This is a genomic window from Paraburkholderia sp. CHISQ3 (assembly GCF_030464945.1).
GTDB lineage: Bacteria > Pseudomonadota > Gammaproteobacteria > Burkholderiales > Burkholderiaceae > Paraburkholderia > Paraburkholderia megapolitana.
On sequence record NZ_JALPRG010000014.1, the window covers coordinates 37,265 to 52,637 of the forward strand.

Sequence of the window (15,373 nt, forward strand, 5' to 3'; positions counted from 1 at the left end):
CAGTGCGTGTGGTGTGGTGGTATGGCACGGCGTCAGACGACGCGTGCCATACCGCTGCGAGAGTTACTGCAGGTTGCCCCAGCGATCGACGGCCGGTTCCGCCGACGCCCATTTCCATCCCTTGTCCTGGCGACACGCGCTGCCGATATACCAGCGCGCCGGCGCCTGCGGCCCGTCGCCATCCACCACCGAGAACACGAACTCCTTGCAGATCGCGAGCGCTGAGGCGAACGCGCGCGTCACGCGCACTTCGCCGTGCCCGTTCTCGATCGGCAGGGTGTGCTTGACGCTCCACAGCCGCGCATCGCCGACCGGTATCGCGCCTGCCGTTGCGGCGATCAGGTTCTGCTGATCGCTATGCATGTCGCGCATGAAACCGTTGACGGCTTCATCGGTAGCGGCCTGCACGGCGATACCGACGCCGATGCCGACCGCCGGGTTGACGGTTACGAGACCGGTCGCGACACCGGCCGCCGCGCCGCTCGCCGCGCCTACCGACGAACAACCGTTCAGCAGCATGCTGGCGCCGATGCACAGCGCGCCGGCGAGTGCCAGACGCGCTTTGACCCACATTCGACCGTGAGCGACGCGGCCACTCATTGCAGTGCGCCCCAACGCTCGGTAGCCGGTTCGGCTGAGGCCCATTTCCACGCGGCCCCGTCGCGACAGATCGATGCGACGTAGAACGCACTCGAAGCGGGGATATTCTTCGTGGCGGTCTGATCGACCGAGAAGACGATTTCCTTGCAATCGAGCTCACCGCTGCTGATGGTCCGGCTCACGGTAACGCGGCCGTGTTCATCGTCTTCGAGCGGGACTGAGTGGGTGACGGCCCACGGTGCGATTGCGCCGACGTCGAGCGGACCGGCGATCTTCGCGATGCCATCCTGGGTATCGCGGTGCACGACGCGTTCTGTGTACTGGACGCCGGCTCGCGCGGCGGCGACAGCGCCGAGGCCAATGCCGGTGGCCACCGCGGCATTGCGCGTGACCTTGCTGGCGAGAGCCGCGCCGCCGATGCCGGCACCGGCGACTGCACCTTCGGTATAGAGTGAACTGCATCCGCCGAGACTGGCGGAGAGCGCTGCCAAAGCGAGGGTCAGCGCGATGAGCGAGGCGAGACCTGGAGGTAAGGCGCGGGCGGCCCGGTGCATTCTGTTTGGCATGTTCCCTGTCTGTGCTCCTGCATGCGCCGCGCGTGATGATATTGCACAGCGTGGCTTCTTTTATGCAGTGGCATTGTGCAGGATGCTTTTTGCAATTGGCATAGGAAAAGTGCAAACAATTGCAAAAGTGCGTGCAGTGCGCGGGTTCTTTCGTTTAAACGTTGAGGTTCGGCGAGCGCGCTACGCTTCGTCGCTGGTCGATTCGTCTGCGGCTTCGTCACCGTAGGTGCTCAAGCGGTTGTAGAGCGTCTTCAGGCTCACGCCGAGCGCTTTGGCCGCGCGCCGCTTGTCGCCGCCGCAGTACTTCAGCGTACCGAGGATGATCTGCTTTTGCGCGTCCGCGAGCGGTGTGCCGATCCACACGCTCATCGAGTCGCCCTGGGTGAGCGGCTTTTTTATGCGCGCGGCGAGATGCGGATGCGGCAGTTCGACGACCGTTTCCGCGAGGATGAATGCACGGTAGATCGCGTTCTTCAGTTCGCGCACGTTGCCGGGCCACGACCATGTGCGCAGCGTGTCCAGCGCGCGTTTGCTGAAGGTTTTGCTCGCGCCTTCCTGTTCGTTCAGCGCCGCGAGGAAGTATTGCGCGAGCAGTTCGCGATCGCCTTCGCGCTCGCGCAGCGGCGGCGCGCGCAACGGGAACACTGCGAGCCGGTACATCAAATCTTCGCGCAGGCCGTTTTCCTTGACGGCAACGGCTGGATCGCGATTGGTCGCGGCGATCACGCGTACATTCGAATGGATCAGTTCCGTGCCGCCGACCCGAAAGAACGTGCCCGTCTCCAGCGCGCGCAGCAGTTTGACCTGGCGCACCGGCGACATTTCCGTGACCTCATCGAGAAACAGCGTGCCGTTGTTCGCGTGCTCGAAGTACCCGATTCGCCCCTGAACGGCGCCGGTGAAACTGCCTTTCTCGTGGCCGAACAACTCGGCTTCGATCAGTTCGTCGGGAATCGCGCCGCAGTTCACCGCGATAAACGGCGCCTCCTTGCGCGTGCTTTGATCGTGAATCGTCCGCGCGACCAGTTCCTTGCCGGTCCCCGATTCGCCGATGATCAGCGCGGTTGCATCGGTCGATGCGACGCGCTCGATCTGCTCATAGAGATCGAGCATCGCCGGTGACGAACCGTACAACAGACCATACGACCTGAGCCCCGCAACGTGCTGTGCGTTGCGAGGCTTCGCCTGTGCCGCTGTGGTGCCGCCGGCAGTGGGCGAGTCCAGATCGATTGACGCCATAAACGGGTAGTCCTGTGCAAAGGGGTTCGGTGTTCGATGAGTTCACTATCTCACAAAAAATGATTTAACCATCCAGGGGTAGGGCGCAGCAATACGCACGAGTGTGCTTCGACTCGTTCGCCGGTGTTCGATTCCGTGTTCACACCCGGGGCGGGTACGCGACTTGCGCGGTATCGATTCAAATGGCGGCCATCGAAGCGATAAAGCTCGTGCGCCGCCGCGAATCTACGATCCTGGAGCGTTAGATGACAGAAACCACGGAACAACTGGCCCTCGGCCGGCAGAAGGTCGTCGAGGATCTGCGCGTGCTATTGGCGGACTCGGAAGAAATGCTGCGGCTCGCGGGCGCGGTGCCGGGCGAGGGCGTCGATGCATTGCGCGAGCGTCTTCGCAAGCACGTCGATGCGCTGCAAGAGACGCTGTCCGATGCGCAGCAGGCGGCACATCGACGTTATCGCGCGGCGGCCGTCAATACCGAGCGCTATGTGCGTCACAACCCGTGGCAGGCCGTCGGTATGGCGGCTGGCATCGGCTTCGTGCTCGGTGCGCTGGCTGCGCGTTGACAGGGCAACGTTCCGCTTATCTACGGAGACTCGCGATGGCACGACATCGGATCGGAATATTCGGCGTACTGGTAGCAATCGGCGGGATTCTGGCGCTGCGTTGCGCGCAGAAGAGCCGGGCTGCCCAGACCACGACAGCGCGTGAAGTCAGCCGCTGGGAAGGCGAGGGCGGCGCCACCGCGCCCGCGGCTCAAGCGGCTCAAGTGACTAAAGGCACGAATGGCGCGCATCATCCGGCCGCCAACGGGGATGCGTGGCCATTCCCGCGCGGGTAACGCGTCCCTGGCGTGCGGTGGCCCATCCGTTGCCGCTTCGACGGCCGTTCGCCTAATTGTAATATCGGCCGTATAATGATCAAATTCACAACAATCAAGTAATTTTTACTGCGTAAAAGCAGTAATTGTTGCGCGGTTGTGCTAAGTCGCTGTATCGGGAGCCGCCAGTGGAGCGGCTCGCAGGGTGAGCGTCCACTTATGTTGCGGTGCGTTTATCCCGTTCCCCGCTGCATGTCGGCATTCCCATCCCATCCACGCTATTGAGGCGCGATGCCACACGTACTGATTGTCGATGACGATCCGGCCACCCGCGAGGCGCTGGCCGCCATCATCGGAGAAGACGGCTTGACCACCGCCACGGCGGGCGACTTGCGCGAAGCGCGCATCCAGCTCGTGCGGCAGATGCCGGATGTGGTGTTCACCGATCTCAAGCTGCCGGATGGCAGCGGGGTGGATCTGTTCGAAGATCTCGATCCGCGCTCGGGTGTCGAGGTGATTGTGATCACTGGCCACGCGACGGTCGAGTCCGCCGTGAGTGCGCTGAAAATGGGCGCCGCCGACTATCTCGTCAAGCCGATCAACATGCAGCGCGTGAAGGCGATCCTGTCGCGTCTGCCGCGCCCCGGCGATCTCAAGGCCGAGATCGGTACGCTGCGCGGCGAGTTGCGCCGGATGGGCCGCTTTGGCTTGATGCTGGGCAATTCGCCGGCGATGCAGGAGGTCTACGATCAGATCGGCCGGGTCGCGCCGACGGCGGCGTCCGTGATGCTGGTCGGCGAATCGGGCACCGGCAAGGAAGTGGCGGCCCAGACCGTGCACGAGCTGAGCCTGCGCCGCAAGCATGCGTTTCTCGCTGTGAACTGCGGCGCGATTTCGCCGAACCTGATCGAGTCGGAGATGTTCGGCCACGAGCGCGGTTCGTTCACCGGCGCGGACCGTCAGCACAAGGGCTACTTCGAACGCGCGAACGGCGGCACGCTGTTTCTCGACGAAATCACCGAGATGCCGGTCGAGTTGCAGGTGAAACTGCTGCGCGTGCTCGAAACCGGTATGTTCATGCGCGTCGGGACGACGAAGGAAATCGAAACCGACGTGCGCGTGATCGCCGCGACCAATCGCGACCCGGAGCAGGCCGTGCTCGAAGGCAAGCTGCGTCTCGATCTGTATCACCGTCTGAACGTCTTTCCGATCAGCCTGCCGCCGCTGCGCGAGCGCGGCAAGGACGTCGAACTGCTCGCCCAGGCGTTCCTCGAGGATCTCAACGAACGGCACAGCACACGCAAGCATTTCCCGCCGGCGGTCAAAGAGATGCTGATGTCGTATCCGTGGCCGGGCAATGTGCGCGAGCTCAAGAACTACGTGCAGCGCGCGCACATCATGTCGGGCACGGATTCGGACAGCACCGCGACCGTACCGCTACAGATCACGCTGTCGAAACCCGCCACCGGGACCGCGGTGACGATTCCGTTCGGCACGTCGCTGGCCGAAGCGGACCGTCAGCTGATTCTTGCGACGCTCGACCAGTGCGGCGGCGTCAAGACGCGCGCGGCGGAGATCCTCGGCATCAGCTTGAAGACGCTGTATAACCGCCTCGTCGAATACGGCAACGACACGAACCGTGCCGACGACGCCGATTCGACCGACGAGTCGCGCGCGCTCGGTGACGCAAGCGCCTGAGCGTAGCTGTGGCGGCTGACGGCATAGCCCTTGCTGCGGCACGAGGAATCACACGACGGAGTTCTTTATGCCGCACAACGAGCCGAGCAACGAGCCACACAACGAGCCGCCCAGCGAAATCCCCCCGATCGTTGCGCATCGTCCGGAGCCGACCGATCCCCCGATGCCCGACGAGCCCTACGATCCCGACACCGAGCCGGGCCCGGCGCCCGAGCTTCCCGAGCTCCCCGAGCCCGGTACGCTGCCGATTGGCGATCCACCTCCGCAGCCGAACCAGACGCCACAGGCAGGCTACGCATAGGCTATCTGCGCAGTCTTCACGCGCGATACTTCGCCGCGCCGCTGCGTTGATGTAGCCGTTACAAAAACGGCGCATCTTTTACCGGCAATTTGATGCGACGGGTTCTAGACTACGTGAGCGCCACCGCTACGGTGGCGGCCTTCCCCAGGAGGCACGACCATGAGACACCCTGCATTGCGGCGCTCCGCGCGCCACTCGAAGCGCGACTCGCGCCCCGGTTCCGGATCGGGCGGCCCGCCGCCGACTCCGGACCCCGCCGCACAGAACCGCATCGCGCCCGATGCGCCACCGGACGGCGAACACAATCAGGGCGGCGTGCGGCCGGAAGGGCTTGAGTATCAGCGGGACCTCGGTTCCGAGCAGGACGCCTGAGCGCAACGCCGCAGCGCGACCATCGGTTGGGTCGCGCGCAATCATCCCGGTGAGAAAAATTCTGTGCGACGCGCGAGCGTGGCTGGCTTCTGCTCGTCCATCGCGTCCATCGCGTCCATCACGTCCGTCGCATTCGCGCGTGGAGTCCCCGATTATTTTTGAGATGAGGCACGTCGCTTGCATACGTCGATCAGGCACATCCCGCATGCAATGACTACGAAACGAGGTGGAGCTGAATGAGTAGATTGATCGTGGTATCGAATCGTGTTGCGCCGACCCAGGAAGGTCGCCCTGCCGCCGGCGGCCTGGCCATCGGTGTTCTGGACGCGCTCAAGGAGACCGGCGGCGTGTGGTTCGGCTGGAGCGGCGAGACCGTCGCGGAGCCGTCCGATCCGGTGATCGAAAGGCAGGGCAACGTCACCTATGCAACGGTCGGTCTCACGAAGCGCGACTACGATCAGTATTACCGGGGTTTTTCGAACGCGACGCTGTGGCCCGCCTTCCACTACCGGAACGATCTGTCGCGCTACGATCGACAGGAATATACGGGCTATCTGCGCGTGAACGAGACACTCGCGAAGCAGCTAAAGGCGATGCTGCAGCCCGACGACATCATCTGGGTCCACGACTATCACCTGTTGCCGTTCGCGCGTTGTTTGCGCGATCTCGGCGTGAAGAATCCGATCGGTTTTTTCCTGCACATTCCGTTTCCGGTGCCCGAGGTGCTGCGCACCGTACCGCCGCACGAAGAACTCGTGAGGAGCATGTGCAGCTACGACGTGATCGGTTTTCAGACCGATGCGGACCGGCAGTCGTTTGTCGACTACATCGAGCGCGGCGGCCACGGCAGTGCGAGCGACGACGGCATGCTGCACGCGTACAACCGCTTCATGAAGGTCGGTGCGTATCCGATCGGGATCTATCCCGATGCGATTGCGACGGCGTCCGTGCAGTTCAGCGACCGCAAGGCGGTGAAGAGCCTGCGCGACGGTCTGCGCGGTCGCAAGCTGATCATGAGCGTCGACCGGCTCGATTATTCGAAGGGACTGGTGGAGCGCTTTCAGGCATTCGAGCGATTGCTGCTGAGCGGGCCGGGCTGGCATGGTCGCGTATCGCTGGTGCAGATCGCGCCGCCGACGCGCTCCGACGTGCAGACCTATCAGCGCATCCGTCAGACGCTCGAAGGGGAAGCGGGCCGGATCAATGGACGCTTTGCGCAGCTCGACTGGACGCCGATCCAGTATCTGAATCGCAAGTACGAACGCAATCTGCTGATGGCGCTGTTCCGGCAAGCGCAGGTCGGCTATGTGACGCCGCTGCGCGACGGCATGAATCTGGTGGCGAAGGAGTATGTCGCGTCGCAGGATCCGACCGATCCCGGCGTGCTCGTGCTGTCGCAGTTCGCCGGTGCCGCGGAGCAGTTACCGGGCGCGCTCGTCGTTAATCCATTCGATCTGTCGCAGATGGCCGAAGCGCTCGAGCGCGCGCTGTCGATGCCGCTCGCGGAACGCCAGGCGCGCCATGCCGACATGATGGCGCCGATGCGCGAGAACAATCTGTCGGTCTGGCGCGATACGTTCCTCGCCGATTTGCGCAATGTCGCGACGGCGTCGTCGGTGGCGGAGAAGGCGGTGAAGCTCGCGGACGTGACGGCGTCGTAGCTGCGTTTAGTGTTGTGTTCGCGCGGGCCGCGTCGCATCGGTGGTGTGCAGTTCGGCCGCAGGCGAATCGCCGCGTTGCACACGCTCAGGCGGTCGCAGTGCCGCGCTGCGTGGTCCGCAGCACGCTGACGATGGCCGCGGCCGCGGCGAAACACGCCGCGACATACAGCGCGATCGTCGGTCCGCGCTGCGGCGCTATCCCGAAGATCAACGCCACGAGCGCCGCGCCAAGTGTCTGCCCAGTGAGCCGGGCGGTGCCGAGCATGCCGCTTGCACCGCCGCTGCGCGCGCGTGGCGCGGCCGCCAGCATCGTGCGATTGTTCGGCGACTGAAAAATGCCGAAGCCCGCGCCGCACAGCGCCATTCGCCAGGCGATGTCGAACGGCTGCGGATGAGCGCCCAGCGTCGCGAGCGACAGCAGTCCACAGGCCATCGTGGCCAGGCCGATTCCCCCCAGCCATCCCGCCGACAGCTTGTCCGACAGCACCCCCGAGAGCGGCGCCGCGATGACGATGGCAAGCGGCCATGGCGTGATCAACAGCCCGGTCTGCACTTGCGAGAAACCGAGCGTGTTCTGCAACAGGAACGGGAACGACACGAACGTCAGCATCTGCGCCGCGAACGAACACACCGACGTCCCCACTGAGAGCGCGAAGATCGGGATGCGCAGCAGGTCGACGGGCAGCAGCGGGGCGGGTTGGGTCAGTTGCCGGCGCACGAAGATGTAGCCGATCGCGATCGCACCGATGAGTTCGGCTGCGACGTACGCGTAACGTTCGCCGTGACCGAAACCGTCGAGCGCGAAGATCAGCAGACCGAATACGAGCGCGTTCATCACGGCACTCGGATAATCGTAGGGCGAGTCGTGCCGCGTGTTGGCGGGCAGTGCCTTCAGGCCGATCGCGAGCGCCACGATGCCGATCGGAACGTTGATCGCGAACAGCCACGGCCACGATGCAACCGACAGCACCGCCGACGCAACCGTAGGTCCCACCGCGGACGATATCGCGACCACCATGGCGTTGATGGCGATACCGCGTCCGAGCTGGCTGGGCGGATAGATCATGCGCACGAGCGCCGTGTTCACGCTCATGATGCCGGCCGCGCCGAAGCCCTGGAATACCCGCACGAGCGCGAGCATCGGTAGCGAAGTGGCAAGCGAGCAGCCGAGCGACGCGACTGTGAACAGGATCATCCCGCCAAGATAGACGCGCCGGTAGCCGATGCGATCGCCGAGCGACGCGAGCGGCAGCAGCGAGATCGTCACCGCGAGCTGGTAGGCGTTGACGACCCAGATCGAGGACGCGGCGCTGGCATTCAGATGGCGCGCGATGGTGGGCAGCGCGACGTTGGCGATGGCGCTGTCGAGCACTGCAAGCGTGACGCCGAGCGCGACCACGATGATCGCCCAGTAGCGGGCAGGCAGCGGGAGTCCTTGTTCTGTGGCAGCGGTCATCGGCGGGGGTGTGGCGCGGGTGGGGAAACAGGAAAAAGGCAGACGACAACAAGCAAAAAGCGCCGGTCGGCGGGCTGGATGCTGCCCGCCGACCGGCGCCGGCTATTGCGAGCCGGTTACTTCAGTTCGTACAGGCCCGTGTGCGTCGCCGAATCGAGTTCGTTCAGATGTGTCATGAAGCGCGCGACCGCATTCGTCGTCTCTGCGGTGATCGGCAGATGCGCGACCTTCAGCGCGTGCACCCGGAAGATGTAGCGGTGCGGTTTATCGCCGCGCGGCGGCGCGGCTCCGCCGAAACCCACCGTGCCGTAGTCGTTACGTACCTGCAGCGCGCCCGCCGGCAACAGGCTGCCGTCGGCTTTGCCGGCGTTGCGCGGTAGCGAACGGGTATCGGCGGGAAGATTGACGACGACCCAGTGCCAGAAGCCGCTGCCGGTCGGCGCGTCGGGATCGTAGACGGTGAGCGCGAAGCTCTGCGTATCGGCGGGCGGTGCATCCCATTGCAGCGCGGGCGACACATTTTCGCCGTCGACGCCAAACGCTCTGTCGTCGAACTCGTGGGCTTTCGGCATGAAACCGTTGACGGGAAAGTCGTCGGACCAGACTCGGAAATCGGCCATCGGATGCCTCCTTCGAAGAGGGTTCTGAAGATGAACGGGCGCGCTCGGCAGGCTCGTCCCATAAGCCGATCGAGTGTATCACCGGACCACGAAGCGGTTATGCGAACCCGGCACGTGCTCTGAGCGCCGGAGTGCCTCGTCGCGTCTATCCGGCCGGTGCCCGGGCTCGCGCCGGCGGCTCCGCGCCGCGTTCTTCGAAGGTGAGCGCTTCTTCGCTGTGCAACCAGTCGACGAGACGCTGCAATACGCCGTCGAGATCGCGATGCGCGCCGCGCAGCGCGCACTCCCACACGGTGGCAACACGCCACCCCTGTTCGAGTAGCAGGCGCTGTGCCTTTTCATCGTTGCTGCGATTGCGGCCGATCTTGTCGCGCCAGAATTCGGGGCGTGTCTGCGGCCATTTGAAGAGGTGGCAGTCGTGGCCATGCCAGAAACAACCGTGCACGAATACCACCGCGCGATAACGCGGCAACACGATATCGGGACGACCCGGCAGATCGCGTGCATCGAGGCGAAAGCGCAAGCCCCGCCGATGCAGCAGGCTGCGGATCAGAACCTCCGGCTTCGTGTTGCGCCCGCGAATGCCGGACATCATCCGGCTGCGTGTGGCCGGGTCGACGACGTCGACCATTACGCGACGAGTGCGAGCGCGGGAGCCGCCGACGTTGGCAGCGCCACTGAGCTCGCGCCGAGCAGCGTATCGACGTGCGGCAACATGATGCGTGCGACCTCGCGCATCACGGGCATCACGACGCTGTTGCCGAACTGCCGGTACGCCTGCGTGTCGCTGACCGGAATCCGGAATGTGTCGGGAAAGCCCATCAACCGTGCGCACTCGCGCGGCGTGAGCCGCCGCGGACGTTTGCGCGAACCCTGATGCACGAGAATCTCCGAGCCGTCCTTGTGATAGCGCGCCGACAATGTGCGCGTCACGCTGTCCGGATAGGCGAGTCCGAAGCCAAAACCGTTGCCCGCCGCGCGATGCTTCTCCGCGTAGTGCTGCAGGTACGCCCATAGCTTCGGCGTGAGCGTGTACTTCGGTTGCACGTGACGCTTCGCATGATCGAAGAAACGGTCGCCGTCCCACGGCAGCAGCGGCTCGCTACCGTCGGTGCGATGCAGGATCGACGCGAGCCGCGGCTCATGTGTGGGAAGTTGCAGGTCGTCCCACGAGAACGCGGTCTTCTCGCGAAACCCGACCAGCAGAATCCGCTCGCGATGCTGCGGCGTGAAATGCTGCCCGTCGATCACGCGGTAATGCACGTCGTAGCCGAGTTCGTCGCGCAGCGTCTGCAGGATCACCTCGAACGTGCGGCCTTTATCGTGCGACAGCAGGTTCTTGACGTTTTCCAGCAGAAACGCCGCTGGACGGCGCGCCGCGATGATCCGTGCGACGTCGAAAAAGAGCGTGCCCTGAGTCGTGCACTCGAACCCATGCGGCCGCCCAAGCGCGTTCTTCTTGCTGACGCCGGCGATCGAGAATGGCTGACACGGAAAGCCGCCGAGCAGGATGTCGTGCTCGGGGATGGCGTCGGTGGGAAAGGACACGATGTCGCCGATGAACTCCCGCTCGGCGCCGAAGTTTTCGACGTAGGTTTTCTTCGAGAACGCGTTCCACTCGCTCGTGAATACGCAGGCGCCGCCGTGCGCTTCGAAGCCCATGCGGATGCCGCCGATACCGGCGAACAGATCGATGAAGCGAAAGCGCGCAGGGGCGTCGACCGGGGTGGAAGCGGTGGTTTGCAGCAGCGTGTGCAGCGCCGGTTCCAGCATCGCGGGGCAAGGCGTTTCGCCTTTTTCCCAACGCCGTACCGTCTTGATGTCCTTGCCGACGTAGGCGGCGATTTCTCGTTGTGTAAAGCGGGTGCGCGCCTGTTTCAACAGATCGAGCGGGGCGGCCTGGGTCACGGATCGTCCTTGCTGGGAATTTTTGCGGACATTATGACCTATGGGTGACCCGGACGCGGAGCTGATTTTTCGTTGTAGTTATCCGTGGGGTGCGCTGGATGTGCTTGCGGTGTATTTGGCAGTATGTCCTGTCAGGCAGCCCTGGCGACTGTGGAGCAAGCGTCTCACGGCAGCCGCCAGGTGTTCGCGCTGCGCGACACAGCATCGACGATCGTCGCTGGCGCGGTCAACGATTGTTAAATTAACTTCAGACGAAGCGGGGCGATGCGTCGCTTGCGTCGATCTGGGCTTGCGTCGGGCTTGCGTAAATATATGACTGCCCACCGCGGCCTAGTGCCCGTGGCCGCCACCGCCGTGCCCGCCATTGCCACGTCCGCCGCCATGCTGCCAATAGCCGCCGTGATGGCCGTGGTCGCCCCAACCACCGCGGCGATCATAACCACCGCGGCCGCCGCCGCCCCAGATATTGACCGTCCCGTAACCGTACGCCGGCGCGTAGTCGGGACCGTAGCCCGACCCGTAGGCGTAACCTGGATCGTAGTACCCGTAACCCGGAGCCGCCACGCAGCCCGCCAGCATGACGACTAGTCCTGCCGCTGCCATGAGCCTGAACATGATTTGCCCCTCCTTCCAGCTAAGAAAGGAAAGAGGGGCGCGAAGTTCGAGCTGAATTGTGTCCGCGGGTTACCGGTTCATCGACCGGACGCGGGGCCGGCCTAGCGGCAGTGTTTTTCCCAGTGATGGTGAACGCGCACGTTATGACATACCGGCCGATGATGATCGTAGGCGAATGCCTGCGACACGCTGGCGAAGCCGGCAAACGCGGTGACCAGTAGCAGAAGGGTCTTTTTCATGGGGAATCTCCTTGGTCTTTGTGATTGTGGGTAAGCAAATTCATCGTAGCAGAGCCACATGACGAACCACTGAATGCGCAAGCCCACAAGTCTCGCGAAATGGTAAGGACCCTTCGGCGAGTATTGGATACAACTTAAGCAACAATGATTTGTGATGTTAGGTATTAACCCTAGGATCAATCCCTCCTAGACTGTTCTTAACGGATGCCGACGAAACGAAACGCGGTACCGCAAACAACAATCTCTGGAGGTAGTAATCATGAAATCCCTGATCAAAGCTGTCGCTCTTGCCGCAATCCTCGCCGCTCCGGTGGTGTCGTTTGCTCAATCGAACCAACCGCTCACCCGCGCCCAAGTTCGCGCCGAGCTGGTTCAGCTGGAAAAGGCGGGCTACAACCCCGCTACCGTTAACGACTACGACTATCCGGCCAACATTCAGGCTGCGGAAGCAAAAGTCGCTGCGGAGAACGGCGCCGCGCAAACCGCCTACGGTTCGTCGATGAGCGGTTCGTCGGATGCGGGCCGCCCGGCCACGGCAGCCGGTGCCAAGAGCATTTACTTCGGTCAGTAAGCCGAAGCGACGCCGGTCTTGAGGCCGGCGCAGAAATTCCATAGGGGTGGCTGTTGCATCCCACCACGCAACAGGCTCGCGTCTCATGTGGGACCCGGGCCTGTTTTGCAAGTGGTCAAGCAAACCTCCGCTGCCGATGTCCGGTGGCTTTCGCCCAGGCTTCACGGTCTGGGCGCTTTTCGTCGCGTATCCCAGCGGCGCTCCCGCCCCTATCTACAGACGAATTTACAGAAACATTTGGTAAAAATTACTTTGTTTAGTTGAAAGAACATGGTGTTTTTTCTGATTTCGAATATTGTGAAAGACGTGGATACTTCCTGTCAGGCATTTCAGTTCGGAGTCATTCATGCCAACACTTCCTCTTTCAGACGACGCCTGGAGTCAAGTCAGGCATCTCTTCCCGTATAGCGACGCCCGTCGTTTCGGGCGCGCGAGCCGTGATCCGCGGGAAGTGCTCAATGCTGTCCTATGGGTGGTCACCCAGCGCGAGCGCTGGCAGCATCTACCCGCCGATTACCCGCCGTCGCAGACCTGCTACATCAAGTGGCTGCAATGGACGCGCGCGGGAATCATGTCCGAGGCGCTGCTGCTGCTCGACCTTTATAGCGAAACGGAACAGCAACTGGAACGGCAACTAGAAGAAGAGCAGACGGCGTGAGACTGGGCGTGGCGCGCGTGCTGCGCGCCGGCTCGGCGGTTCAATAGCGAATTCCGGTAAGATTGCGGCTCGCCGCGCCCCCTGAAAAGGGTTGGCGCGGTCGGATTATTGCCTTGAACCGATAAAGAGTGCGCTGTGAGTGAAGTGATCGAATATAAAAGCTGGGTCTGCCTGATTTGCGGCTGGATTTATAACGAAGAAGAAGGGCTGCCTGAGGAAGGCATTGCGGCGGGCACTCGCTTTGCCGATATTCCCGAGGACTGGCGCTGCCCGCTGTGCGACGTGGGTAAGGCTGAATTTGCTGCGGTGGAGTTTTAAGCCGAGCGTTTTTGACGCAGCCGTGGCGTATCAGTCGCGTACTGCAACCACGATCAATTCGCGGCTCTGCTCGTCGACCGGCGCGCCCGACCAGTCGCCGTACCAATGCTCGATCGAGAAACCTGTATCCGTAAGCGTCTGCGCTAGCGTGGACTGCGAGCGAAAGCGCAACTCGCTGGCCGAGATCAGTTCGTCGCCGGTTGTCTCGAACTGGTAGTGCGTGACAAAACGCACGCGCTCGCCGCTTACATCGATGAGCTCCTGCCAGATATTGACCGTACCGTTTCCGTCGACGCTGATCCGACGCATCGACGTTTCCGGCGTCCATGCCTTCCACGGTGCGGATTGCGGATGACGGCTTTCGAATGCGAGCCGGCCGCCCGGCCGTAGCGCGCGATGCGCCGCGGCAAGCGCCGCTTGCCAGTCCCGATCGTCGACGAATACCTGAGCGACGTGACCTGTCATTAACGCGAGGTCGGCTTGTGTGTCGCTGGCCTGTTGCGCGTCGCCTTCGATCCACCGCACACGCTCGCCGCCCGGGCGACGACGCGCGACATCGAGCATGGCGCGCGCCGGATCGATACCCGTCACCGTATGACCGCGCCGCGCGAGTTCGCAGGTGAGCAGACCCGTGCCGCAGCCGATGTCGACGATATGGCGGGCTTGCAGCGATGCGGCAAGCGCCAGATAGAACTCGGTGTCGGCGGCGAACGGATTCAGCGTGTCGTAAAGCGCGACGAGCCGTGGGTCGGTATAGAGCGTATTGATTTCGGTCATGCGGGGGATGGTAACGATGAAGTGTGCGTGCAGGGTGCCATTTTCGTGTGCAGGCGCGTTTGCTATACTCTGGCCCCTGCGGCGCGATTCGCGTTCGGTGCGGTCTCTTCCTGCCGACACGAAGCTGTCCCACGCTACGATGATGTACTTAGGAACGTAGCTGTTTATCCGGGACACAGGGCATCTGATTTTGTCGCGAGATGCTCTTGCTCGCTGTGGTTTTCTCCCCGTAGTTCAATGGATAGAACAAGTGCCTCCTAAGCGCTAGATACAGGTTCGATTCCTGTCGGGGGGACCAGTCGGGTACCCAGCCAGTCGTCTTGATTGCCGCTGCGGCAACCACCGTGTTCACCCACCGTCGCGGTACGCCAACCCCCGCCACGACCCCGGTGTATCCTGTGCGGCGCGGCCTCTCGCAATGATCGCCGATGCGCGCCGCCTATGTTTCTCTATGGCGCACATGCAAGGCGCAACGCCGCTTTCCCACAGGAGAAGAACATGTTCAACAACAAATGGTTGGCCAGTGCTGCGCTCGTCGGCTTGCTCGCTGTGTCGGGCGTTGCGCGGGCCGAAGGCGTCTTCTTTGTCGCGCCGAAAGACGGCGCTACCGTGAGCAACCCGGTACACGTGCAGTTCGGTATCGATGGCATGAAAGTCGTGCCTGCCGGGACCATTGCGGAAGGCACCGGCCATCATCATCTGCTGATCGACGGTCAGCCGTTGCCGAAAGATCAGGTGATCCCTGCCACACCCACGTCGCTGCATTTCGGTAAGGGCCAGACGGAAACCGATATCACGCTGCCGCCCGGCGACCATACCTTGACGCTGCAATTCGGCGACGGCGCGCACCGCTCGTACGGCCCCGAGTGGAGCCAGACCATCAAGGTACACGTGCAGTAACGCCGTTTTCCGCGGATGCACCGCAACCCGGGCGTTGCGGTGCATCGCACATAATCC

Annotated in this window: 20 protein-coding genes and 1 tRNA gene; 11 read left to right on the forward strand and 10 right to left on the reverse strand. The window is 63.1% G+C overall.

What is annotated here, in order from left to right; genetic code table 11:
• Window positions 1–63 precede the first annotated feature (63 nt).
• The 3 genes from M0D65_RS28095 to M0D65_RS28105 form a co-directional block, all read right to left on the reverse strand.
• Window positions 64–600, reverse strand: a complete 537-nt coding sequence (locus M0D65_RS28095) for a hypothetical protein (protein WP_266255484.1) — start codon at window positions 598–600, stop codon at window positions 64–66.
• Window positions 597–1,166 carry a hypothetical protein gene (locus M0D65_RS28100; protein ID WP_266255485.1) on the reverse strand — a complete coding sequence of 190 codons (570 nt, stop codon included), beginning with the start codon at window positions 1,164–1,166 and terminating at the stop codon, window positions 597–599. Before M0D65_RS28100 ends, M0D65_RS28095 begins: the two co-directional genes overlap by 4 nt.
• Window positions 1,167–1,346: 180 nt before the next feature.
• Entirely contained in the window at window positions 1,347–2,405 is a 1,059-nt protein-coding gene (locus M0D65_RS28105) for a sigma-54-dependent Fis family transcriptional regulator (RefSeq protein ID WP_266255486.1), read from the reverse strand.
• 245 nt (window positions 2,406–2,650) lie between these two features.
• On the opposite strand from M0D65_RS28105, the gene M0D65_RS28110 reads away from it, so the two are divergent.
• The 6 genes from M0D65_RS28110 (at window position 2,651) to otsA (ending at window position 7,254) form a co-directional block, all read left to right on the forward strand.
• The gene (locus tag M0D65_RS28110) at window positions 2,651–2,968 is read left to right on the forward strand and encodes a YqjD family protein (RefSeq protein WP_266255487.1); all 318 of its coding nucleotides are present in this window, start codon (window positions 2,651–2,653) and stop codon (window positions 2,966–2,968) included.
• Between the two features lie 35 nt (window positions 2,969–3,003).
• On the forward strand, window positions 3,004–3,243 hold the full coding sequence (locus tag M0D65_RS28115; RefSeq protein ID WP_091018608.1) for a hypothetical protein: 240 nt from the start codon (window positions 3,004–3,006) through the stop codon (window positions 3,241–3,243).
• A gap of 270 nt (window positions 3,244–3,513) precedes the next feature.
• Window positions 3,514–4,920: a sigma-54 dependent transcriptional regulator gene (locus M0D65_RS28120; protein WP_266255488.1), complete on the forward strand. Its 1,407-nt coding sequence runs from the start codon at window positions 3,514–3,516 to the stop codon at window positions 4,918–4,920.
• Window positions 4,921–4,987: 67 nt separating this feature from the next.
• Window positions 4,988–5,221, forward strand: coding sequence for a hypothetical protein (locus tag M0D65_RS28125; RefSeq protein WP_266255489.1), 234 nt, complete (start codon window positions 4,988–4,990; stop codon window positions 5,219–5,221).
• A gap of 159 nt (window positions 5,222–5,380) precedes the next feature.
• On the forward strand, window positions 5,381–5,593 hold the full coding sequence (locus M0D65_RS28130; protein ID WP_091018601.1) for a hypothetical protein: 213 nt from the start codon (window positions 5,381–5,383) through the stop codon (window positions 5,591–5,593).
• A 236-nt stretch (window positions 5,594–5,829) separates the two neighbouring features.
• Complete coding sequence (otsA, locus tag M0D65_RS28135) at window positions 5,830–7,254, forward strand: alpha,alpha-trehalose-phosphate synthase (UDP-forming) (protein WP_266255490.1); 1,425 nt, start codon at window positions 5,830–5,832, stop codon at window positions 7,252–7,254.
• An 85-nt stretch (window positions 7,255–7,339) separates the two neighbouring features.
• On the opposite strand, the gene M0D65_RS28140 is transcribed toward otsA, so the two are convergent.
• From M0D65_RS28140 to M0D65_RS28165, 6 genes are all read right to left on the reverse strand, one after another.
• The gene (locus tag M0D65_RS28140) at window positions 7,340–8,710 is read right to left on the reverse strand and encodes an MFS transporter (protein WP_266255491.1); all 1,371 of its coding nucleotides are present in this window, start codon (window positions 8,708–8,710) and stop codon (window positions 7,340–7,342) included.
• 116 nt (window positions 8,711–8,826) lie between these two features.
• A complete protein-coding gene (locus M0D65_RS28145; RefSeq protein ID WP_091018594.1) occupies window positions 8,827–9,330 on the reverse strand; it encodes a YbhB/YbcL family Raf kinase inhibitor-like protein in 504 nt (167 codons plus the stop codon).
• Window positions 9,331–9,475: 145 nt separating this feature from the next.
• A complete protein-coding gene (locus tag M0D65_RS28150) occupies window positions 9,476–9,961 on the reverse strand; it encodes a very short patch repair endonuclease (protein ID WP_266255492.1) in 486 nt (161 codons plus the stop codon).
• Window positions 9,961–11,238: a DNA (cytosine-5-)-methyltransferase gene (dcm, locus tag M0D65_RS28155; RefSeq protein WP_266255493.1), complete on the reverse strand. Its 1,278-nt coding sequence runs from the start codon at window positions 11,236–11,238 to the stop codon at window positions 9,961–9,963. Before dcm ends, M0D65_RS28150 begins: the two co-directional genes overlap by 1 nt.
• Before the next feature lie 330 nt (window positions 11,239–11,568).
• Window positions 11,569–11,853: a hypothetical protein gene (locus M0D65_RS28160; protein WP_091018586.1), complete on the reverse strand. Its 285-nt coding sequence runs from the start codon at window positions 11,851–11,853 to the stop codon at window positions 11,569–11,571.
• Window positions 11,854–11,954: 101 nt separating this feature from the next.
• Window positions 11,955–12,092 carry a hypothetical protein gene (locus M0D65_RS28165; RefSeq protein ID WP_266255494.1) on the reverse strand — a complete coding sequence of 46 codons (138 nt, stop codon included), beginning with the start codon at window positions 12,090–12,092 and terminating at the stop codon, window positions 11,955–11,957.
• A gap of 259 nt (window positions 12,093–12,351) precedes the next feature.
• Here M0D65_RS28165 and M0D65_RS28170 point away from each other — a divergent pair, with 259 nt between their 5' ends.
• The 3 genes from M0D65_RS28170 (at window position 12,352) to M0D65_RS28180 (ending at window position 13,639) form a co-directional block, all read left to right on the forward strand.
• Window positions 12,352–12,663, forward strand: a complete 312-nt coding sequence (locus M0D65_RS28170) for a DUF4148 domain-containing protein (protein WP_266255495.1) — start codon at window positions 12,352–12,354, stop codon at window positions 12,661–12,663.
• 346 nt (window positions 12,664–13,009) lie between these two features.
• Complete coding sequence (locus tag M0D65_RS28175; RefSeq protein ID WP_266255496.1) at window positions 13,010–13,321, forward strand: transposase; 312 nt, start codon at window positions 13,010–13,012, stop codon at window positions 13,319–13,321.
• Window positions 13,322–13,456: 135 nt separating this feature from the next.
• On the forward strand, window positions 13,457–13,639 hold the full coding sequence (locus M0D65_RS28180) for a rubredoxin (protein WP_091018582.1): 183 nt from the start codon (window positions 13,457–13,459) through the stop codon (window positions 13,637–13,639).
• 30 nt (window positions 13,640–13,669) lie between these two features.
• On the opposite strand, the gene M0D65_RS28185 is transcribed toward M0D65_RS28180, so the two are convergent.
• On the reverse strand, window positions 13,670–14,416 hold the full coding sequence (locus M0D65_RS28185; protein ID WP_266255497.1) for a class I SAM-dependent methyltransferase: 747 nt from the start codon (window positions 14,414–14,416) through the stop codon (window positions 13,670–13,672).
• Between the two features lie 223 nt (window positions 14,417–14,639).
• On the opposite strand from M0D65_RS28185, the gene M0D65_RS28190 reads away from it, so the two are divergent.
• Window positions 14,640–14,714, forward strand: a tRNA-Arg gene (locus tag M0D65_RS28190).
• 200 nt (window positions 14,715–14,914) lie between these two features.
• The gene (locus M0D65_RS28195) at window positions 14,915–15,316 is read left to right on the forward strand and encodes a DUF4399 domain-containing protein (RefSeq protein WP_266255499.1); all 402 of its coding nucleotides are present in this window, start codon (window positions 14,915–14,917) and stop codon (window positions 15,314–15,316) included.
• Window positions 15,317–15,373 lie beyond the last annotated feature (57 nt).